Origin of the sequence: Chryseobacterium sp. JAH (assembly GCF_001507335.1) — a bacterium.
Taxonomy (GTDB): domain Bacteria; phylum Bacteroidota; class Bacteroidia; order Flavobacteriales; family Weeksellaceae; genus Chryseobacterium.
On the sequence record NZ_LMAH01000001.1, the window covers coordinates 61790 to 83151 of the forward strand.

The following is a 21362-nucleotide window of genomic DNA, read 5'->3' on the forward strand; positions in this document are numbered from 1 at the left end:
CTTGGTTATTTGGTGGCTTCGATGGCTGCTATTTTACCTGAAATAATTGATGGTGGAACACCCGGTCCAGGCACCGTCAGTTGTCCTGTATAAAATAAATTACTTACTTTTTTATTTTTTAATGAAGGTTTTAAAACTGCGGTTTGGGAAAGTGTATTGGCCAAACCGTAAGCATTTCCTTCATAGGCGTTATAATCTTCCTTAAAATCTTTGATACAGTAGCTCTTTTTATATTCCAGCTTAGAATTAAGATCAGAAGTCTCCGTATGTTTTTCGAGTCTTAGAATCATTTGGTTGAAATACTGTTCTCTTACCTCTTCACTATCTTCCAATCCGGTTGCAACAGGCATGAGTAAAAATACATTTTCACAATTTTCAGGAGCTACATTTGGGTCGGTCTTAGACGGACAGCACACATAAAATAATGGTTTTGTAGGCCATTTTTTGTCATCATAAATTTCCGTGGTATGCAAATCCAAATCATTTTCAAAAAACAGAGTATGATGTTTCAGATTTGGAATTTTTTCTTTAAATCCTAAATAATAAATTAAACATGAGGGGGCAAAAGTTCTTTTTTTCCAATATTCTTCACTGTAATTCCGGTATTCTTTAGGAAGCAATTTATTTTCTGTGTGATGATAATCAGATGAAGCAATCACGCTGTCAAATTCAATATCTGTTCCATTTACGGATACTGAAGTTGCTTTATTATTATTTATTTTTATGGAGTCAATGTTCGAACTAAGGTGAAACTGAACACCTTGACCCTGGGCAATATCTGCCATCGCATCGATAATTTTTGAAAATCCACCCATCGGGTACCACGTTCCAAGTTTATAACCACCATAGTTCATTAAGCTATATAAAGCAGGGATATCTTTTGGAGCGGCACCCAAAAAAATTACGGGAAATTCCATCAGCATAATGAGCTTTGGATCTTTAAAATATTTTCTAACAAATTTGTGAAAATTGGACAATAAATCAAGTTTTAAAGCGCTTTTAGCAATTTTTGGAGATACAAATTCGAACCACGAATGACAGGGCTTGTTGACGAAATCTTTCATACCCACTTCATATTTATACTTTGCATCTTGCATGAAGTCATCAAGCTTTTTTCCTGCACCTTTTTCAGTGGTTTCAAAAAGTTTTTTCATCTCGTCATAATCATGGGGAATCTGCATATTTCCATCTGAAAAAACCATCTCAAATTGAGGATTTAGCGGTACCAATTGAAAAAAATCAGACGTTTTTTTATTAAAATCTGTGAAAAAGTTTTCAATAATATCGGGCATCCAGTACCAGCTTGGCCCCATGTCAAAAGTGTAGCCATTATCTGTGATAAATTTTCTAGCCCTTCCTCCTAAACTGCTGTTCTTTTCAAATACATGAACCTCATGACCTTTCTGTGCAGAGTAAGCAGCAGCCGACAATCCTGAAAATCCTGAACCAATGATTGCTATTTTACTCATGTTAATTATTTTCGAATGAAAAATCTTTATAAACAGTTTTTATAAGATCCCTGCTGTCAATATTTTTATTGTAAATAGGATGATGAAACTGATTGAGTTTTTTCAGAATACGGATTAAATCCATTTTTTCTGAATGAGTAAGGTTTCCTGAAACAATTTGTGTCGCTTGACGAATTTTACCCATCTGATGATCAAGAGCAACTAAACCTTTTTCAGTGATTTGAATGAGCTTTATTCTTTTATCCTGAAGTGAATCATGTTGTGAAATCCATCCTTGTTTCAGAAGTCTATTAATTACCAAATTTCCTACAGGTTTATCGTGAATATTTTTTTTAATTAAATCAATTTTAGACATGGTTCCAAAGGATTTCAGAGTAATGAGATAAATGAAATCTTCCTGCGTAGAAAAGTCAGAATCTGTAATGGCAGCCTTTGAATATGTTTTAGCATATCGGTTGAGATGTACAAATAACGTACTGATTGCACTTTCTGCACTTCTGCCGTTCTCCTTTCCCTCCCAATCTATTTCGTTTTCTACCATTGATTCTCTCTTGGATTCATTATTGAAAATCCATAATTTAAATCCTTCAACTGTTGAAGGATATTCTGAATTTTTATTATTCAGATCAAATTCTTCCAAAAGAGCAACGGTATCTTTTACCAAATCAAAATTCATCTTATATAATTTATTGTTTATAAATATACTATTTTAATTTTAAAAAGTTTATTTATAAATTAATTCATATCAAAAATGATTCCATAAAATGACTGTAAACTCATTATTAAAAAAAATAAGACTCTGCAGGCAAAGTCTTATTCTCTCTAATTCTAAACTATACTATGAAAATTATTCTTTGATGATCTTTTTTGTTGTAGTCTTTCCTGTTGATGTTTTGATAGTTACAAAGTAAATTCCCGCTGTTAAGTCTGAAATATCGACTTTTTGTACATCGTTCTGAGATTTAACTATTCTTCCAACGGTATTAGTAACTTCAACAGATTTTATTTTGTCGTCACCTTTAAAGTATATAATTCCTCTAGTAGGATTCGGGTACATGGCGGAATTCTCTTTCTTAGTATCACTAACTGATAAGGCAGATAACGAAATTCTTTTCACTCTGGTAGAACCTTGTGAGTATGCTAGAACCAAGTAATTGTTAGTAGAATCTATTAATAAGTCATTGTACGTTACCTGGCCGTCTGAAACAAAATCTCCTCCCAATGTAGACCATAAATTTGATGTACTGTCGAATTTGTACACAGTATTTCTTAAGTGGTTTCCATCGCTACTGTCCCATTGACTTGCCACAACATAAGGATTACCGCCTGACGTTACAGCAATTGCGAGATGCTGCACAGCTTTTGCTGAAAAATTGGCATTACCCACTTGAGACCAAGCACTACCATTCCATTTTTTTACATTAATTTTTCTTCCAAGTGTTGAAGTAGATATATAGGCTACGTATACATTATTACTGCCATCAATCGCAATATCGGAAGTGTATTGCTCGCCGGAAGATGATGCATCTACAATTCCACCTCCCAACATGGTCCAGTTATCTGCAGATGTTGCAGTAGTTGTGTTTTCGTACACTCTTACTCCGCTCAGGACATTACAAGTGTAAACCTTGTTATTTGTTCCGATAACCATTTCTGCAAAAGCAGCACCACCAGAAAATCCTGCATTTCCAACCTGTTCCCACGCATTATTTACGAATCGTCTTACAGTTCCTGAGCCATCAGAGGCATAAGTGAATAAAGTGTTGTTTAGTGACACGGCAGATGCATGATAGTTTACGGTATTGGTTGTAGCACTTGCCAATGAAGACCATGCACTACCACTGAATTTACGAACTTCTAATCCTGTTCCCTGATTAGTATAAAATACATTACCGATAGCATCTACACAAAGAGAATTATAAAGAGCAGTTCCGGTAGTGATACCCGCAGTTCCGCCGACATATGACCAAGTTGACCCGTCAAATTTCTGCACAGAACCTTTAGTAACTGAAGTATCATAGTAGGATAGATAATAATTTCCTGATCCATCAATTGTTAAGTTATTGTAACTCGAATTTCCTGCTGAAACAATAGGGTTTGCTCCTACGTTTTGCCATTGCTGAGCTTGTATAGAAATAAAATGTAGAGTAACAGCTGCTATTAACAGCGTTTTTCTAAATGTAAAAAAAGCGTTTTTTTTCATGATAACAAAATTTAAGATTTTATAATTATTGTATTGTTTTTTTAATTTTTAGAAAACGGAACTTTTCCAACAAACCTTGATTAAAGACTCGTTAACAAATGTATGATGTCGCCAGATGAATCAGTAGAATGTTGAAGGATTTTAAATGAAAATACATACTCATTAGATACTCCATGAACTATAATGAGGATTGATAGTTAATTTACTATGTAAATTGTGCGGATTTTGAAATTGCAGATAAGCCTTTAATTTCAATAATTACATTGAAGATTTAATTGTTTTGTATTGATTTATTAATAAAGTAAATCCATTATCATTTAATAGATGATAATGGATTTTTAAGGTGGAAAGACTGTGATCTTATTAAATATTATCAATAAATTGATAAATATCTTCATTTTGTGGGATGTCCAATTTCTTTCTTAATCTGTACTTTTTATTCTGAACAGTACGGGTTTCGATGAAAGTGTATTGAGCAATTTCTTTAGTGGTCAGTTTTAGTTTCAAAAGTGCACAAAACTCAATTTCCGACTGTTGTAAATCGGGATTAATTTTGAGTAAGTTGGAAGAAAATTGAGGGAATATGTTTTCGAATGAAAATAAGAACGAATCGTCTTTGTTTTTTACAAGATTAATAAGCTGACTGTACGTTTCGTGTAAATTGAAATCTTCAAATGTTTTACTTTTTCGTTTATACTTAGAAATGAAATACCCGAAGACTCCCAATAGAATTATAAGAGAAAAGACCCATAATATTATTTTATAAGAATTTTTTCGCTTGTCTTCAATTTTTTCTTTTTCTATCACTTTTTGAAGTGAATTATATTTACTTTCAAGCATATTAAGATCTAACTGCTTTAGTTTTTGCTGGTAATAATCTGAGCTGTCTTTATTTCCTGTTTTAGCGTAAATCTCTTGTAAAGCGCTGTAAATAAGATTTTTATTAAGGTCAATCCCATTTTTATGACTGAAAAAAAGCGCCTTATGAAAATTTGATATTGAATTCTTAAAGTCACCTCTGGATTTAAGTACTTCGCCCAATACAATATGATTGGATACCATCGCTTTCTCATAAGGAAGATCTTTGGGTCTCAGATCTATCGATTTTTTTACATAATAATCAGCAGAATCTACGTTGTACTGAATATAGACGTTGGCAAGATTTGAATAATTTAGATATTGGAAATTAGCATATTCTTCCGGATTTTTAAGCTCTTTTCCGCTCGATATTTCCTCTAGAATTTTTTTTGCTGCATTTCTTGGCTGATTGATATCTAAATAAATATTAGAATAGCTATTCAAAATATTTGCCTTAGCGTAAAATATTTTTTTTGACTTCGACTGATCCTTTTGTAAAATATCATAAGCAGTGTTAAGATAAAGAATCGCTCGATCGTGAAATTTATTGATAGAGTAGGTTTCAGCAAGATACACATTTGCCATCGCTTCGTAATATACATCCTGATATTCTTTTGATTTTATTTCAAGAGTTTCTGACGATACGATAAGGCTGTCCATCAAATTTTTACTATAAAAATAACGGCATTTGCGATCGAGTAGTTTCATTTCAGAAAATGAATCTTTCAGCTTGCGCGATTCAGCCAGTAACGGATTTATCTGCAGATAAGCTTTGTCAATATTACTTATGAATAGTTTTGAATTCGAAGATAGTTTTTGTCTCAATTTTTCAACATATTGAGAATTCTGAGCGTTAAAAAAAGTACTCAGCAATAAAAAATAAAAAATTGTAGATTTCAGCAAAAGCCTTCTCATTCTAATAGATAAGATTGTAATTATAGTAGATTTTTGTGAAGTGTGGTGCTAATTTAATTAAATTTTTAAGAATATTATAATAATTAGATAGTCAATCTAAAAAATGATAAATGACATATTTTACGATTTTCAGTTAGTATCCGGCATATATTTCTTAAAATATTCTAATTTTGTAAGATCTCATTAAAAGATTTAGTGAGGTGTTTAGGTTTCAGATCATTTAAACTTTCATTCGTGGTGATGAAAGATAATTTATTTATAAGTATTTTAAAATGATTAAAAAACCAGTACACAACTTTCACATTCCTGTTATGGGGCTTGCTTATACCATCGATAGCCCGATACGCGTTGCACAATATGGAATTTCTTCAGTAATATCAATAATCGATGATGATATCATAGAAAGGATGAAGGGATTTTATAACAAAAAATTTAATCTTAATTACCCTGATATTTCCATAAAAACTGAAGATTTCCGTGCGAAGAGAATTACCGATTATCTTAATTTAGTGGATGATATTGTTTCCGAGAAATTTGAAAATTTCAAACAAGAATTGGTAAAAAACAGAGAATCATTAAAGAATTTCGTCGGCATTCTTCCCAATACATCTAGTATTAAAAACGGACTTCAAAATCTATTTGAAAACGAAGATCACTTCGGCTGCCAGATTAAAAATTACGTTGAGAGAAATCTAAAGCCAGGAAGTATTGATGTTAACATCATGACAAAAGTTGATAAAGATAATTTTGTAAAAGATGTACAGCTTCCCATAATCTATAATGATGCTCACGCCTCACTGAGAGGTTTTGCTCAAAGTAAACTCAACTCTTCAATGATTCTTTCTGCGGGTATGAACCCGAGATTGTATTCTTATATTGAAGCATTTGACGATTTCTTTCTGAATTCGGAAGGCATTCTGAAAAAGAAAATCATTTTAAAGGTAAGTGACTTCCGGTCGGCAATGATTCAGGGGAATTTTTTGGCAAAAAAAGGATTATGGGTTTCAGAATACAGGATAGAATCTGGGCTGAATTGCGGTGGTCACGCTTTTGCAACCGAAGGATTATTGTTGGGCCCAATCATGGAAGAATTTAAGCTTAAGAAGACCGAATTGATTAACTCTACCCATTCTTTAATGGTTCAGGCCTTAAAGCAGAAAGGTAAACTTGTTCCTTTGGAACCTTTAGACTTGAATATTACTGTACAGGGTGGAGTAGGAACTTCCGAAGAACATGAGTTTTTATTAGAAAATTATCAGGTCGACAGTGTGGGTTGGGGATCTCCATTCCTTCTCGTTCCCGAAGCGACTTCAGTAGATTTAGAAACCAGAAATTTATTGGCGCAATCAAAAAGTAAGGATTTTTACCGTAGTAATATTTCGCCTTTGGGAGTACCCTTTAATACTGTTAAAGGTACATCTAACGAAATTATTAAAAAGCAAAAAGCTGTGAAATATAAATTTGGAAGTTCTTGTCCGAAAAAATTATTGGCTTTAAGTAAAGAATATTCAGTGCAGGGAATTTGTACGGCTTCTAAAAAATATCAGGATATAAAACTGAAAGAACTCGCTTTAAAAAAGCACGAGTTTACCAATGTCGAATTTGAAAATAAAACTGAAGAGATTACAGATAAAGCTTGTCTCTGTGTTGGTTTGGTAAATGCAGCTTATATGGAAAACGATCTTCCGATAAAGGGAGAAAAACAGGGCGTTGTAGTTTGCCCGGGACCTAATCTTGCTTATTTTGATAAAGAAGTTTCACTTTCAGAAATGGTACAGCATATTTATGGAAACTTAAATATAATTTCAGATAATGAACGTCCCAATATGTTTATCAGTGAGCTCAGAATGTATATTGAATACTTAAAAAAGGAAATCGCAGACTTTTCCGGGAATATATCCACTGCTCAAATTAAAAAATGGCTAACCTTTAAAGCCAATCTTCTTGATGGGGTTCAATATTATTATGAACTTTTCGGGCAAACGACATACTTTAAAAAAGACAGTAAAAAATTGAAAATGCAACTAAATGAAAGTGAAATAGTGATTTCGAAAATTGTAATTCGTGAGCTGTAAGCAATATAACATTACTTAATTTAGGATGGGTTTGAAGTTGGTTGATTCGTAATTCTACTGATCTAATAATCGAGGTCTTCTGTGAATCAATGAGATAATTTTTATCGATAGAAATTTAATTTAGTAGATTTCGCAACTTAAGTAAGCTTTAAGTGTAAATTAAATTTAAAAATCACGATAAAGTATTATCATTTTTTAGATTTGTGAATATTTCTTGAGATTTTAGAAAAAGTCTCAAGAACGATTCTCTTTGATTGGTATAATTTTAGTTGCTCAAAAAAAATATTTGCACATATGAGATTAATATGTAAATTTACTTAACAGATTTTCTCATCACAGTGAATCAGAATTATGTTAATTTTAATGATAACTATTTTTTGATAAATTTGTCGATATAACACCGTAGATTACATTTTTTTATGAAATAAATATTTTAAAATTACGCCAAATCCAAAACAATATTAATATCGTACTTATTATAAATCTTTTCTGTAAAAAGGTAAAACTGTGAAATTTGTTTCACTTTTTTATGAAAAGACTAATGTTTAAAAAAGAAAATGAACAGCTATTTATTTAAGGTTTTGATCTTAAATTTTGCTTTTTATTTTAAATTAAAATAATTGATTGCTTACTGCAATCTTAAATAATAGACGATGCCTAGAAAAGTTGTACAAGGTCCTATCAGGGATAAGGAAAAAACCAAACAAAAATTGCTTAACGCAGTTGGTAAAATTTTGAAAACTAAAGGTTATTCAGGATTAATGGTGAGTAAAATCGCTGCCGTTGCAGGTTTCGATAAAAAATTAATATACGAATACTTCGGAAGTACTGATAAGTTGATTGACGAGTATATCAGATCTCAGGATTATTGGAGTAAAGTTGACGAAAAGGAGATGAATGTCGATCTGTCTGACGGTGGAAAAGAGCTTTCAAAAATGGCTTTGCTCAATCAGTTTGAAAGTTTGAGAAAAAACAAAGAACTCCAAAAAATAATTGTTTGGGAACTTTCAGAAAGTCGAGCAATCCTTAAAAAAATATTCGAACAACGTGAAGAAGTTGGTGAAGGTTTGTTCACAAACATTACTGATCCGCATTTTGGCGAAAAATCTGATGAGTACAGAGCGATCACAGCACTGCTTGTGGCAGGAATTTACCATCTTAATTTGTATACTGCATACAACGGAACAACCTTCTGTGGCATAGATACAAAATCTGAAGACGGTAGAAAGAAAATAGAAAAAGCTATCGTAGATATCATAGATTTCGCTTATCAAAAAAAATAATTATATTCTAAAATTTGAATTCGCATCTACCTAGATTTGAAAATTTATATTTTCAAATTAGAACAATATTTCTTACTTTTGGGCTATGGAAAACTTTATAGTATCTGCAAGAAAATATCGCCCCCAACAGTTTGATACAGTTGTCGGACAGTCGCATATTACAGATACTCTAGAGCATGCCATTGATGAAAATCAGTTGGCGCAGGCTCTTCTTTTCTGTGGCCCTCGTGGGGTAGGAAAAACAACGTGTGCAAGAATTTTAGCAAGAAAAATTAACGAAAAAGATGGTTCTGTTTCGGAAGATGGTTTTGCGTATAATATTTATGAACTGGATGCAGCCTCCAACAATTCGGTTGATGATATTCGTGAATTGATTGATCAAGTGCGTTTTGCACCACAGGTTGGTCAGTACAAGGTCTATATCATCGACGAGGTACATATGTTGTCATCTGCGGCTTTCAATGCTTTTCTGAAAACTTTGGAAGAACCTCCTGCTCACGCAATTTTCATTCTCGCAACGACTGAAAAGCATAAGATTATTCCTACTATTTTATCCCGTTGCCAAATTTATGATTTCAAAAGAATCACCATTCTTGATATTCAGGACCATTTAAAAGGAATAGCTGAGAAAGAAAATATTAAATATGAAGATGATGCTTTGTATTTAATTTCACAGAAAGCTGACGGAGCATTAAGAGATGCACTTTCAATTTTTGACAGACTTTCTACATTTTCGCAAAAGAATATCACGCTTGCCAAAGCTGCTGAAGTTCTGAATATTTTAGATTACGATCAGTATCTGAAAATTGTAGATTTTGCCAAAGAAAACAAAATACCGGAAGTTCTTTCTGCTTTTAACGACATTGTAAAAAGAGGTTTTGATTCGCATATTTTCATTGCAGGTTTAGGAAATCATTTCAGAGATTTAATGATGGCTCAGAATACTTCAACAATCGATTTGATCGAAGTAGGAGAGCAGACAAAAACAAAATTTGTCGAGCAGGCTCAAAAATGGAATGCTCAGCAACTGATTGACGGAATTGAAATTTGCAATCATGCAGATATTAATTACAAAAATTCTAAAAACCCTAGACTTACTGTAGAAATTGCATTAATGCAATTGGCCTCTCTAACGGCTGTTGGAGATGTTGCTAAAAAAAAAAGTTTATAATATTAGCTCCCTTTCTTCATGAAAAACAGGAGGTAATTTTGCCTTCAAAAATTGAAGTTCCAGAAAAGAAAGAAGAGGTGGTTGTGAAACCTCAGATTATTCAGGAAACATCACCTGAAATTACTGTAAAAACGGCTTCAAAACCTCTGTCAAGACCAAAAATATCTTCAGGTTTCAGTATTAATTCTTTAATAAATAAAGAGGATAAACAAGAACAGGAAGAAACCGTCGCTGAAATAAATGAAAATTTACAGGAGCATCATTTCACAGAAACAGATCTCCAGGCTGAATGGAATCTTATGCTCATGCAACTTCGCGCCAAAGATCCATTTGTATTTAATGCTATAAAATCTTTTAAACTTGAGAAGGTGGATGAGAAAACGGTTCAGGTTCTCTACCCCTCTGAGTCTGCAAAAGCAGAATTTGATAAGATAAGTGGCGAATTTTTCAATCATTTTAAAAGAAAAGTAAATAATTACGCAATCAAAATCGATTACAAACAGGATGTTCAAAATCTTAAGATTGAGGTACTTACAACCAAGAAGAAGTTCGAGAGATTTGTTGAAATCAATCCTTTGTTAAAAGATCTTGATGATTTAATGAAGTTTGATTTGACATAATTTTATATATTTGTCAAATAATTGAGTTGAAAATATTTTTTTTCTCCACAATTAGTAAAATTTAAAAAACTAAAAATAGACAATTCTTTAGATCAAAGTGGAAAAACTATTATTCCCATATCTGTCTACTTTTACACCTGCTGATTACTTTAGCAGTTATTTTAGTTTTGCAACTGTTTATTATAGAAATTTCATAAACTATTATCGATTTTATTGGTATAGCTAATTAAATTTCTTTCTCAAAAAATTCGGGAAAATCTATCATTTCCCATCCTAATTTCATTACATTTTTGTACGCATTTTTTGAAAAGAATTATAAATTAAATTTATAAGGCTTTGTCATTGAATACTCAATTTTAAATAAAATAATACTTACAATATGAATTTAACAGATTTAAAAAATGACTGGATCAACGAGTTTCCCCAACCGATGCTGATTGCAGGACCTTGCAGTGCTGAAAGTGAAGCTCAAATGCTTGAAACAGCAAAAAGAATTAAAGATACCAATGCTCAGGTGCCTATTTTCCGGGCTGGAATTTGGAAGCCACGCACGAAACCTAATGGTTTTGAAGGAGTAGGAGTGATTGGTTTGAATTGGCTAAAAAAAGTAAAGCAGGAATACGGATTTAAAACCGCCACAGAGGTTGCCAATGCTCATCACGTTGCTGCAGCATTGGAAGCTGATGTTGATATTCTTTGGATTGGTGCCAGATCAACAGTAAATCCTTTCACTGTTCAGGAAATTGCTGAAGCTTTGAAAGGAACTCAGAAAACGATCTTGGTCAAAAATCCTGTAAATCCGGATTTAGCGTTGTGGATTGGTGCTTTAGAGAGACTTTTAGGACAGGATATTAAGAATTTGGGAGTGATCCACCGTGGTTTTTCTACGTACCAAAAAACAAAATACAGAAATAATCCAAATTGGCAGATTGCTTTGGATTTTAAAAGTCAATTCCCCAATATTCCAATGTTGATTGATCCTTCTCATATTTGTGGAAACAGAACCGGTTTGGCAGATATTACTCAGGAAGCTTTAAATGTAGGATACCAGGGAGCAATCATTGAATCGCATTCTAATCCTGATGAAGCTTGGAGTGATGCCTCTCAGCAGATTACACCTGAGGTTTTAGCAGAATTGATTTCGAACTTAAAAATAAGAAATTCAGGAATAGCTGGTTTTGATAATGAAATGGGTAGACACAGAACATTGATTTCTGATCTGGATTTTCAAATGATAGAACTGCTTTCTCAAAGAATGAAAATCTCAGAACAGATAGGGAAACTGAAGAAAGAAAATGATATTGCCATCTTTCAGCCGGAACGTTGGAAAGTAATCACAGAATATGCTGTTCAGAAAGCTAAAGAAACAGGAATGTCTCAGGATTTTATTGAAAAAGTTTTTAAAGCGATTCACGAAGAGTCGATAGAAAAACAAAATAACATTATGATTGACAGAAAGTAATCCAGGAGACGATAATAGGATTTGGAATTGAAATGCTTATCAATAGGCTAAACTAAATCCTATTATCTAAATCCTAATTTCATATATTTGCATTCATATATATGAAAGGAAAAATCATTAAATCTACAGGTAGTTGGTATCAGGTTTTGGAAATGGAAACCGGAAAAATTTTTGAGGCGAGAATTCGTGGGAAATTCAAGTTGATCAAAACGAGACTTACCAATCCTCTTGCTGTAGGTGATTTTGTAGAATTTCAGTTAGAACAGGATGATATTGCGTGGATTACAAAAATCGAACCCCGCAGAAACTATCTGATCAGAAAAGCTGTCAATCTTTCAAAAGAAGCCCATATCATTGCTTCAAATATTGATATAGCCTGTTTTATGTTTACACTAAAGCATCCTGAGACATCTTTCGGTTTCTTAGACCGTTTTCTTGCTTGTTGTGAAGCTTATAACATTAAACCACTTATTCTTTTCAATAAAATTGATGTTTTGAATGAGGAAGAAATAGAGGTGGTAAAAGATATTCAGTTTTTATATCAAGAAATTGGTTACGACAGTTTGGAAATTTCTTCATATTCTAAGCTGAATTTGGATGACTTACAAAGTCTCCTGAAAGACCAGACGTCTGTGTTTTTCGGCCATTCGGGTTGCGGGAAATCGACTTTGGTTAATGCATTGCAACCTGATCTGAATCTCCGTACATCTGAAATTTCTGATACTCATCTCAAAGGGAAACATACGACAACTTTTGCACAAATGCATTTGTGGCATTTTGGAGGAAATGTGATTGATACTCCTGGTGTGCGGGAATTTGCTATGATTGATATTGAAAAAGAAGAGGTTCAACATTATTTTCCGGAGATATTCAGAAAAAGAAAGGAATGCAAATTTCATAATTGTATGCACATTAATGAACCTAAGTGTGCCGTTCTGGACTCTTTGGAGACAGGTGAAATTCAGCATTCAAGATATTCTACCTATATCAAACTCATGGAAGAAGCTGAAGAAAACTCTCAAAATTAAATTTCTTTCTGTAATAAAAATCTTAACTGTTGCGTAGTCAATTTAATCTGAAGTTATAATTTATTTAAATTATAATAGAACTGTCATGGTATTGTGAAAATTCGATAACATTTTACAAATAAAAAACCCAGCCGAAGCTGGGTAAAAACTAATAACCATGAAAACTCAAATTAAACATGAGAATCGAATCTATAGTTGCAATTAATATGCCAATAAGAATCCTCTATTTCTTAAAAAATGTTATTTATTGTTAAAATTAAATTAAAATTATATTTAGATATTTTTCGTAATTTTGCACCATCAAAAAATATATACATTTATGTCTAATATTACATTCACTATGATTAAGCCTGATGCTGTTGCAGATGGGCACATCGGAGCTATTTTAGGGAAAATTTCAGAAGGAGGTTTTACGATTAAAGCATTGAAATTAACTCAGCTTACCGTTGCTGACGCAAAAAAATTCTACGAAGTACATGCTGAAAGACCATTTTATGGAGAATTGGTTGAATTTATGAGTTCAGGGCCAATCGTTGCTGCGGTTTTGGAAAAAGATAATGCGGTGGAAGATTTCAGAACTTTAATTGGTTCTACAAATCCTGCAGATGCAGCTGAAGGAACAATCAGAAAAATGTTTGCTAGAAGCATCGGAGAAAATGCTGTTCACGGATCTGATTCTGATGAAAATGCACTTATTGAAGCTCAATTCCATTTTTCAGGAAGAGAGATTTTCTAATAAATCTTTTTTACATAAAAAAATCCGGATTTTTCCGGATTTTTTTGTTTTTAGCCCAAGCTTATCTGTTTGTGACATTAAGTTATATAAGTTTTAAATAGGTATTGTTGACTTGTTTTCTCTAATTTATAGCATGTTATAGATCAAATTGATTTTAGTTTAAATTTTCTTATAATGCAAAAATTCCGTGTTTTTACGGATGTTTTTGTATCATGAAAAAATCCATCTTTGCGTCAGTTAAAATCAATATCAAATTAACAACTAGGCATCGTTAACTGAGCATTATTAACTAAGAAAACTATAACCATTATACTTTAACTTGAGAACAAAAAGCAGCTTTATTGAGCTGCTTTTTTTGTTTATACTTTTAATAGTTCAATTGTTCTTTCAGGATTTTCTGCTGAGAACACTGCATTACCGGCGACTAAAACATCTGCTCCAGCTTCGAAAAGTTTAGCAGCGTTTTCTAAATTTACACCTCCGTCAACTTCAATCAACGCTGTAGAATTATTGCTTAAAATCAAATCTTTTGTTTCAGCTATTTTCTTGTAGGTGTTTTCAATAAATTTCTGACCGCCAAATCCTGGATTTACACTCATTAGTAAAACTAAATCAACATCAGCAATAATATCTTCAAGCATCAGTACTGGTGTTGAAGGATTTAAAACAACTCCTGCTTTAGCACCTTTGCTTTGAATTAAATTGATCGTTCTGTGAAGATGCGTACAAGCTTCATAATGTATAGAAACAAGATCAGCTCCATATTCTATGAATTCTTCTACGTATTTTTCAGGCTCTACGATCATTAAATGTACATCCACAAATTTTTTAGCATGCTGCTGAATTGTTTTCATGACAGGGAAACCGAAAGAAATATTAGGAACAAATCTTCCGTCCATTACATCAATATGTAACCAGTCAGCTTGAGAATTATTCAGCATTTCAATATCTCTTTGCAGATTCCCGAAGTCTGCGGATAATAGGGAAGGAGCGATAAGTTTAGTTTTCATTTTTACTTTTTATATTTTCATTAACCTACAGAAAAGCTGTTGTCGTGAGTTATATAATAATTGATTAGGCTAGATATAATTATGATGCCTTCAAAAACTGAAAGCCAAAATAGATCTTTAAATACAGATAGTATTATACTATCTATTACAACTTAAAAAATTAATGACAGTATTACCATAATTTCTTTCACTATACCAACACTTGCCCCATCATTAAGATCACTAAATAATAATTGATAGATGATAAAAGGATAAGTATTGAGGATGCAAACAGACCAAAAATCGATATAATGGTTGGACGTTTTGCTAAATCACTTTAATGATATTTCAGTTTCATTTCAGGCTTTATGTTTAAAAGTGTTTCGTATATCAACTGAATCACATTTCCTACATCTTCTTTTGACACCATCTCCACTGTAGTGTGCATATATCTTAAAGGTAAAGAAATCAATGCACTTGGAACACCTCCGTTTGAATGAGCAAAAGCATCGGTGTCAGTTCCTGTTGCTCTGCTTGCGGCGGCTCTCTGATAAGGAATTTCTTTCTTTTTTGCAGTATCGATAATCAATTCTCTGATGATGTGGTGAACACTTGGAGCAAAGAAAACCACTGGTCCGTTACCACATTTCTGATCGCCTTCTTTTTTCTTTTCGATCATTGGGGTAGTTGTGTCGTGTGTTACATCTGTCACAATGGCAATATTGGGTTTTATTGTGTCAGCAATCATGTCTGCTCCGTATAATCCAACTTCTTCTTGTACAGAATTAGTAATGTATAATCCGAATGGAAGCTCTTTTTTGTTTTCTTTTAAAAGTCTTGCCACTTCTGCAATCATAAACCCACCGATTCTGTTATCTAAAGCTCTGCACACAAAATAACGGTCGTTCATTTCAAAAAACTCATCAGGATACGTAATCATGCATCCAACAAAAATTCCTAGATCTTCAACTTCTTGTTTACTCGTTGCGCCGCAATCAATGAAAATATTTTCAATTTTGGGAGTTGGCTCGTCTTGATTAGCACCTCTCGTGTGAATAGCAGGCCATCCGAAAACTCCTTTTATAATTCCCTTTTCACCGTGAATATGAACTATTTTAGATGGTGCAATAGTTTGATCTGAACCCCCATTTCTAATCACGTAAATTAATCCGTCATCGGTAATGTAATTAACGTACCATGAGATTTCATCTGCATGAGCTTCGATGACAACTTTGAATTCTGCTTCCGGATTGATGATTCCATAACAAGTTCCGTAGTGGTCAACTTCTATTTTATCAACGTATGGAGTGATGTAATTCATCCAAACTTCCTGGCCTTTGTGTTCGTATCCGGTTGGTGATGAAGTGTTTAAATATTTCTCTAAAAATTTCAAAGATTTCTTTTCGAATTTCATATTTAAGGAATGATTTTTGTAGTTAAATTTCGTTATAATACGTGTAAAAATAATGAAATTTCATAAAATCACCTTTCTTTTTCTTTTCTTTTTTAGCGCTACTATATTTAGTCAGCAAAGGGATTCTGTCATCGCGAAACCCCTCAGTCAATATCCGCAAGATCAGTTGAGAACTGATGAATTTGGAAACAAATATTATTATGATGAAAGGCAGAAAGCTAAAATTTATGAAATGAATGGTGAGACGGTAGTGGTGATGGACGAGTTGGTGCTACTTAATAAACCGAAGTTCAATAATCAGCTAGATAAGAATTATTATTTCTTCCTTAATAAAAAATTATACAGGGTATATCCTTTATTTTTAACAGCGCTACAGCAATACAGAGACATTCAGAAAGAAATGACTGTAATGGATACTGCTGCCAAGAGAAAGTACATCAAGGACAGGCAAAATATGCTGGCAGATCAATATGAAAAACAGTTGAGAGATTTAACGACTACGGAAGGTCAGGTTTTTGCAAAATTAATGAACAGAGCTACTGGAAAAAACGTTTTTGAAATCATCAAAGAAATGCGTGGTGGATGGAGTGCTTTTTGGTGGAACGTTAAAGGTAAGATGGCAGATATTGATTTAAAAGATGAATATAATCCCCGCAAAAACAGAACTGATGAGTTTTTGGAATCTTTATTACAGTCCAATTGGAATTCTGGTTATTTGCAGCCTTATCCCGGAGCAAAAGACTTCAGAGCTTCTAAATAAAAGAAAAATTCCTGTAAACCATTTACAGGAATTTTTCTTTTAATTTTTCAAAAACAATAATGTCTACAGGAAGGGTAAATGGGTTCACATCACTATCAATCGGGAGCCATTCAGTTTTTTCTATACATGGATCGAGAATCAGGAAATCTTCTTCATTGACAATTTTTACTACATAATATATAGTAAGAAGTTGTTCATTTTCTCTAAATCGGGAAACTAAAAAATCCTCCTGAGTGTAAAGGTGTTCTACAATATCTATTTTCACGTTGAGTTCCTCATCAAATTCGCGATGAAGACATTCTGTAAGCCCCTCTCCAAATTCCAATCCTCCACCAGGGAATTTTAACAACGGCTGGCCTGCATATTCTTCAAACAGTGTAAGAACTTTATTGTCTTTTACGGCACAAGCATAAACCCTCACATTAATTTTGTCTATCATATATAATAATTTGTATGGCTAATTTAAAGAATTTTTTGTTTGACACCTGAAGTAGGAAGATCGATCTTTGATTTCGATTTTAACAGATAAGAGGTTACAGCTTTATTGCGTTGATCATTTCTCTTTTTCCCGGAGGTCCCTGTTTTTTTTCTACTTTAAAATTAAGTTCGGTTAAAATTCTTCTCACACTACCTTTTGAGGAATAAGTTGTTAACAGTCCGTTTACACTCATTTTAGCAGAAACCATTTCAAACAAAGGTTTTTCCCAAAGATCAGGTTGTACTCTTGCCCCAAAACAATCATAATAAACGAGATTAATATTCGGTAAATCAATGTTTTTCAGATCGAAAAAGTCACATTGGATTTTCTTTAAATTGAAACCACTAATGATTTCTTCGGATTTTTCCCACTCCGTTTGATGAATTTTCTGATAAATATTTTTTAATTCTGGGTTACCAAAATGATCGAAATAGGAGAGATTTTCTATTTCAGATTGGGTTATTGGGTATTTTTCAAGTGTAAAATAATTAATAATATGATTTTTATCAGTTTTTAAATATTCATTAATTGTCACTAAAACATTTAAACCTGTTCCAAAACCGAGTTCTAAAATGTTAATTTCGCAATCATTTATAAGATTTAATCCATTTTTGATAAAGACGTGTTCCGCTTCTTGTAACGCACCATGGTGTGAATGGTAATTTTCATTTAATTCACTGATAAACAGTGTTTTGCTTCCGTCGTTTGTAGTTCTGATTTCTCTTTTCAAAGTATTTTTTTTCAAATTTAATGTAAAATTTTTATATTTGAAAAATTATGTTAAATTTGTGGAACATCATAAAAATTTTAAGAAATGATAATTCAAAAAACAGAAAACTCTAGAATTTCTACTTTCGATCCCAATAATTTTTCGTTTGGAAATACTTTCAGTGATCACATGATCATCTGTGAATATGAGGACGGTAAATGGGGCGATGTGAAATTGGTTCCTTACGGTCCGTTATTATTTACGCCTGCAATGATGGGAGTGAATTACGGACAGGCTTGTTTTGAAGGTATGAAAGCTTACAAAGACAACGACGGACAGGTTTTCCTTTTCAGGCCCGAAAAGAATTTTGAGCGTATCAATAAGTCTGCAAAGAGACTTGCAATGCCGGAAGTTACAGAAGAAATATTCTTGGAAGGTCTAAAAGCTTTGGTAAATATCGATAGAGAGTGGATTCCTCAAGGTGAAGGTACTTCTTTATATATTAGACCGTTAATTTTTGCTACCGAAGAAGCTTTAAAAGCAAGAGTTGCCAATAAATATATGTTCGCCATTGTGACGACACCTGCAAAAATGTATTATACAGAACCAGTATCTGTTAAAATTTCTGATCATTATTCTAGAGCGGCAAGTGGTGGAGTAGGTTCAGCTAAAGCAGCAGGTAATTACGCAGCATCGTTCTACCCAACTCAGTTGGCGATTGAAGAAGGGTATGATCAAATTATCTGGACTGATGATGCTACTCACGAATATTTCGAAGAAAGCGGAACGATGAATGTTTTCGTAAGAATCAATGATACTATTTATACGCCACCAACATCTGAGAAAATTTTAGATGGAGTTACCAGAGACAGTTTCATCCAATTGGCTAAGAAAAGAGGTTTTGAAATAAAAATTGAACCTATTAAAGTAAAAGATGTTGTAGAAGCTCAGAAAAACGGAACATTAAAAGAAGTTTGGGGAGTAGGAACAGCAGTTGTTACCACAGTTTTCCAAGCGTTAGGTTACAACGGTGTTAAATTGGAATTACCAAGACTTTCAGATGACGAAAGCTTTGCAGTAACCCTTAAAAATGACTTAGTTAATTTACAGACCAACCAATCAGAAGATCCATTCGGATGGAGAGTATTAGTTGAAAAAGATGTTCTAGAAACAGCTTAATTTTAAGTAAATTTAATAGCATATAAAGCCAAGATTTTTCTTGGCTTTTTTTGTCAATCTAAGTTTAGTATAAGTATGATAAGATTTATATAAAATACTTTTACCTGAAAATTCAGTGAGAGTCTAAAATATGAGTGCTGGATAATGTTGATGATGAAAAAAAATCCAAACTTTATTTTAATAAATTCACCAAGTTTTGTTAATGATTCCCGAAATGCGTATTTTCGCAAAAGTTTTTATGAAAAAAATACTTCTCATATCAGTACTAGGGCTTATAAGCTGTAAAAGAACTACTCCGCAGGTGCATCCACCGGTAGGAGGTGTATTAAGTAAGAGTGATCTCGATGTTTCGCGGAACCGTATGAAAAATCTCAATAGTTTGGAGAGACAGCAGATTCAGGATTGGGTGAACGGTCAGGATATTAAATTTTATCCTACTCAGCTTAATTATTGGACGACTGTAGAAGGTTTTGATCAAAGACAACGAAGACCGGATGAATCTTCGATTTCTTATTCTTATGATCTCTATGATTTTGATCAAACCAAAATTTATGACAAATCTATTCAGAGAAATGATGCTAGATTTGGGCATTTTGATGAATTGAAAGCTGTAGAAAATGCTTTGAGATATATGGGAGAAGGGGAAGAAGTGACATTGCTCGTTCCATCATCTCTTGCTTACGGAACTTTCGGAGACGAAAATAAAATAGATAACGATATTCCTTTAATTATAAAATTAAAAGTTCTATAAAATGAAATTGTTTAACAAAAATATAATTCTGGCAGCAGCAAGTGTTTCGCTGCTAAGTTGTACACCAATTTATAAGAAAATGAACGTAGACAAAGAAACTTACGAAGGGCTTAAAGACGGACTTTATGCTAATCTTCAGACTACAAAAGGTAACTTGATTGTAAAGTTTGAAGACAAAAAATCACCGGTTACTGTGGCTAACTTTGTTGGTCTTGCAGAAGGTAAAATTGATAACAAAGCGAAAGCGAAAGGTGTTCCTTTTTATGACGGAACAATTTTTCACAGAGTAATCAAAGATTTCATGATCCAGGGAGGTGATCCTCAGGGAACAGGAATGGGAGATCCCGGATATAAATTCGAAGACGAGAAAAATGATCTGAAACACACTGGAAAAGGTATTTTGTCAATGGCTAATTCTGGACCGAACACCAATGGTTCTCAGTTCTTCATCACAGAAATCGCTACTCCCTGGTTAGATGGAAAACATACCATTTTCGGAGAAGTGGTAAAGGGTGATGATGTGATTGATGCCATTGCTAATGTAGAGAAAGGAGCTCAGGATAAACCTAAAACGGATATCGTTCTTGAAAAAGTAAGCATTTTCAGCAAAGGAGATGAGTATAAAGGATATGATGCTGCAAAAACTTTCAATGAAGGAAAATCTAAGATTGCTGCCAACAATAAGGCAATGGCTGAAAAAGCAGAAGCTGATGCAAAAAAAGCAATTGAAGATCTTAAAGCAGGAATGCAGGTAACTGAATCTGGTCTTTACTATAAAATTACTAAGAAAACTGAAGGTAAGGCTCCAAAAGCAGGTGACAATGTATCTGTACACTATGCAGGAAAACTAACCAACGGAACTGAGTTCGATTCTTCATTCAAAAGAAATGAGCCTCTTGAGTTTCCTGTAGGAACCGGAAGAGTAATCAAAGGATGGGACGAAGGAATTCTTTTGTTGAAAGAAGGAGAAACGGCTACACTATTGATTCCGCCAGCAATGGGTTACGGTGAGAGAGGTGCAGGAGGAGTAATTCCACCAAATGCATGGTTAATCTTCGATGTGGAATTGGTAAAAGTTCCTTAATCGAATTGTATAAATAATGAAAGCCGTCTCTTATGAGACGGCTTTTTTATTGGGAAGTTTTAGCATAACAATCATATTATGTTATCAACTCCCAAGAAGTTCAGTTTCGATATTTATTTTATACTGCAAATCATTTTTAAATACCAATTGTATATATTCAATTGTTGATTCCAGCATC

General features: G+C 33.2%; 19 protein-coding genes. 11 read left to right on the forward strand and 8 right to left on the reverse strand.

Annotated features, from left to right (window positions below):
• Positions 1-5 precede the first annotated feature (5 nt).
• From AR685_RS00305 to AR685_RS00320, 4 genes are all read right to left on the reverse strand, one after another.
• A complete protein-coding gene (locus AR685_RS00305; protein WP_047443877.1) occupies positions 6-1469 on the reverse strand; it encodes a phytoene desaturase family protein in 1464 nt (487 codons plus the stop codon).
• A 1-nt stretch (position 1470) separates the two neighbouring features.
• Positions 1471-2145 (reverse strand): MarR family winged helix-turn-helix transcriptional regulator, encoded by a 675-nt coding sequence (locus AR685_RS00310; protein ID WP_059123393.1) that lies wholly within the window; start codon positions 2143-2145, stop codon positions 1471-1473.
• A 171-nt stretch (positions 2146-2316) separates the two neighbouring features.
• Entirely contained in the window at positions 2317-3672 is a 1356-nt protein-coding gene (locus AR685_RS00315) for a T9SS type A sorting domain-containing protein (protein WP_059123394.1), read from the reverse strand.
• 363 nt (positions 3673-4035) lie between these two features.
• Positions 4036-5190, reverse strand: coding sequence for a tetratricopeptide repeat protein (locus tag AR685_RS00320; protein ID WP_131777578.1), 1155 nt, complete (start codon positions 5188-5190; stop codon positions 4036-4038).
• Between the two features lie 527 nt (positions 5191-5717).
• Between AR685_RS00320 and AR685_RS00325 the strand changes: the two genes are divergently transcribed.
• The 7 genes from AR685_RS00325 to AR685_RS00355 all read left to right on the forward strand — a co-directional run bounded on the left by AR685_RS00325 (position 5718) and on the right by AR685_RS00355 (position 13820).
• The gene (locus AR685_RS00325; RefSeq protein WP_059123396.1) at positions 5718-7520 is read left to right on the forward strand and encodes a hypothetical protein; all 1803 of its coding nucleotides are present in this window, start codon (positions 5718-5720) and stop codon (positions 7518-7520) included.
• 653 nt (positions 7521-8173) lie between these two features.
• Positions 8174-8803 (forward strand): TetR/AcrR family transcriptional regulator, encoded by a 630-nt coding sequence (locus AR685_RS00330; RefSeq protein ID WP_047443882.1) that lies wholly within the window; start codon positions 8174-8176, stop codon positions 8801-8803.
• 85 nt (positions 8804-8888) lie between these two features.
• Positions 8889-9974 carry a DNA polymerase III subunit gamma/tau gene (dnaX, locus tag AR685_RS00335; RefSeq protein ID WP_047443883.1) on the forward strand — a complete coding sequence of 362 codons (1086 nt, stop codon included), beginning with the start codon at positions 8889-8891 and terminating at the stop codon, positions 9972-9974.
• Positions 9975-10012: 38 nt separating this feature from the next.
• A complete protein-coding gene (locus AR685_RS00340; RefSeq protein WP_052187847.1) occupies positions 10013-10594 on the forward strand; it encodes a hypothetical protein in 582 nt (193 codons plus the stop codon).
• Positions 10595-10973: 379 nt separating this feature from the next.
• Positions 10974-12056, forward strand: a complete 1083-nt coding sequence (locus AR685_RS00345) for a chorismate mutase (protein ID WP_047443884.1) — start codon at positions 10974-10976, stop codon at positions 12054-12056.
• Positions 12057-12157: 101 nt separating this feature from the next.
• The gene (gene rsgA / locus AR685_RS00350) at positions 12158-13084 is read left to right on the forward strand and encodes a ribosome small subunit-dependent GTPase A (protein ID WP_047443885.1); all 927 of its coding nucleotides are present in this window, start codon (positions 12158-12160) and stop codon (positions 13082-13084) included.
• A gap of 319 nt (positions 13085-13403) precedes the next feature.
• Positions 13404-13820, forward strand: a complete 417-nt coding sequence (locus AR685_RS00355; RefSeq protein WP_047443886.1) for a nucleoside-diphosphate kinase — start codon at positions 13404-13406, stop codon at positions 13818-13820.
• A gap of 359 nt (positions 13821-14179) precedes the next feature.
• Here AR685_RS00355 and rpe read toward each other — a convergent pair whose 3' ends face one another.
• Both rpe and AR685_RS00365 read right to left on the reverse strand, forming a co-directional pair.
• Positions 14180-14830 carry a ribulose-phosphate 3-epimerase gene (gene rpe / locus AR685_RS00360; protein WP_059123397.1) on the reverse strand — a complete coding sequence of 217 codons (651 nt, stop codon included), beginning with the start codon at positions 14828-14830 and terminating at the stop codon, positions 14180-14182.
• A gap of 316 nt (positions 14831-15146) precedes the next feature.
• Positions 15147-16223 carry a M42 family peptidase gene (locus AR685_RS00365; protein WP_047443888.1) on the reverse strand — a complete coding sequence of 359 codons (1077 nt, stop codon included), beginning with the start codon at positions 16221-16223 and terminating at the stop codon, positions 15147-15149.
• A 52-nt stretch (positions 16224-16275) separates the two neighbouring features.
• Between AR685_RS00365 and AR685_RS00370 the strand changes: the two genes are divergently transcribed.
• The gene (locus tag AR685_RS00370; protein WP_047443889.1) at positions 16276-16983 is read left to right on the forward strand and encodes a DUF4294 domain-containing protein; all 708 of its coding nucleotides are present in this window, start codon (positions 16276-16278) and stop codon (positions 16981-16983) included.
• Positions 16984-17005: 22 nt separating this feature from the next.
• On the opposite strand, the gene AR685_RS00375 is transcribed toward AR685_RS00370, so the two are convergent.
• Positions 17006-17422 carry an NUDIX domain-containing protein gene (locus tag AR685_RS00375; protein ID WP_059123398.1) on the reverse strand — a complete coding sequence of 139 codons (417 nt, stop codon included), beginning with the start codon at positions 17420-17422 and terminating at the stop codon, positions 17006-17008.
• 94 nt (positions 17423-17516) lie between these two features.
• Entirely contained in the window at positions 17517-18191 is a 675-nt protein-coding gene (mnmD, locus tag AR685_RS00380) for a tRNA (5-methylaminomethyl-2-thiouridine)(34)-methyltransferase MnmD (RefSeq protein WP_059123757.1), read from the reverse strand.
• An 84-nt stretch (positions 18192-18275) separates the two neighbouring features.
• Here mnmD and AR685_RS00385 point away from each other — a divergent pair, with 84 nt between their 5' ends.
• The 3 genes from AR685_RS00385 to AR685_RS00395 all read left to right on the forward strand — a co-directional run bounded on the left by AR685_RS00385 (position 18276) and on the right by AR685_RS00395 (position 21184).
• The gene (locus AR685_RS00385; protein WP_047443891.1) at positions 18276-19349 is read left to right on the forward strand and encodes a branched-chain amino acid aminotransferase; all 1074 of its coding nucleotides are present in this window, start codon (positions 18276-18278) and stop codon (positions 19347-19349) included.
• A gap of 238 nt (positions 19350-19587) precedes the next feature.
• Complete coding sequence (locus tag AR685_RS00390) at positions 19588-20100, forward strand: FKBP-type peptidyl-prolyl cis-trans isomerase (protein ID WP_059123758.1); 513 nt, start codon at positions 19588-19590, stop codon at positions 20098-20100.
• 79 nt (positions 20101-20179) lie between these two features.
• Positions 20180-21184, forward strand: a complete 1005-nt coding sequence (locus tag AR685_RS00395) for a peptidylprolyl isomerase (protein ID WP_185096000.1) — start codon at positions 20180-20182, stop codon at positions 21182-21184.
• Positions 21185-21362 lie beyond the last annotated feature (178 nt).

Excerpts from the sequence above, each read along its gene's own strand:
- AR685_RS00345 (WP_047443884.1), top strand. The coding sequence starts at position 10,974 with ATGAATTTAACAGATTTAAAAAATGACTGGATCAACGAGTTTCCCCAA.
- AR685_RS00320 (WP_131777578.1), bottom strand. The coding sequence starts at position 5,190 with ATGGACAGCCTTATCGTATCGTCAGAAACTCTTGAAATAAAATCAAAA.
- AR685_RS00310 (WP_059123393.1), bottom strand. The coding sequence starts at position 2,145 with ATGAATTTTGATTTGGTAAAAGATACCGTTGCTCTTTTGGAAGAATTT.
- AR685_RS00325 (WP_059123396.1), top strand. The coding sequence starts at position 5,718 with ATGATTAAAAAACCAGTACACAACTTTCACATTCCTGTTATGGGGCTT.
- rsgA (WP_047443885.1), top strand. The coding sequence starts at position 12,158 with ATGAAAGGAAAAATCATTAAATCTACAGGTAGTTGGTATCAGGTTTTG.
- dnaX (WP_047443883.1), top strand. The coding sequence starts at position 8,889 with ATGGAAAACTTTATAGTATCTGCAAGAAAATATCGCCCCCAACAGTTT.
- AR685_RS00305 (WP_047443877.1), bottom strand. The coding sequence starts at position 1,469 with ATGAGTAAAATAGCAATCATTGGTTCAGGATTTTCAGGATTGTCGGCT.
- rpe (WP_059123397.1), bottom strand. The coding sequence starts at position 14,830 with ATGAAAACTAAACTTATCGCTCCTTCCCTATTATCCGCAGACTTCGGG.
- AR685_RS00390 (WP_059123758.1), top strand. The coding sequence starts at position 19,588 with ATGAAAAAAATACTTCTCATATCAGTACTAGGGCTTATAAGCTGTAAA.
- AR685_RS00315 (WP_059123394.1), bottom strand. The coding sequence starts at position 3,672 with ATGAAAAAAAACGCTTTTTTTACATTTAGAAAAACGCTGTTAATAGCA.
- AR685_RS00330 (WP_047443882.1), top strand. The coding sequence starts at position 8,174 with ATGCCTAGAAAAGTTGTACAAGGTCCTATCAGGGATAAGGAAAAAACC.
- AR685_RS00385 (WP_047443891.1), top strand. The coding sequence starts at position 18,276 with ATGATAATTCAAAAAACAGAAAACTCTAGAATTTCTACTTTCGATCCC.
- AR685_RS00370 (WP_047443889.1), top strand. The coding sequence starts at position 16,276 with ATGAAATTTCATAAAATCACCTTTCTTTTTCTTTTCTTTTTTAGCGCT.
- AR685_RS00365 (WP_047443888.1), bottom strand. The coding sequence starts at position 16,223 with ATGAAATTCGAAAAGAAATCTTTGAAATTTTTAGAGAAATATTTAAAC.
- AR685_RS00395 (WP_185096000.1), top strand. The coding sequence starts at position 20,180 with ATGAACGTAGACAAAGAAACTTACGAAGGGCTTAAAGACGGACTTTAT.
- AR685_RS00355 (WP_047443886.1), top strand. The coding sequence starts at position 13,404 with ATGTCTAATATTACATTCACTATGATTAAGCCTGATGCTGTTGCAGAT.
- AR685_RS00375 (WP_059123398.1), bottom strand. The coding sequence starts at position 17,422 with ATGATAGACAAAATTAATGTGAGGGTTTATGCTTGTGCCGTAAAAGAC.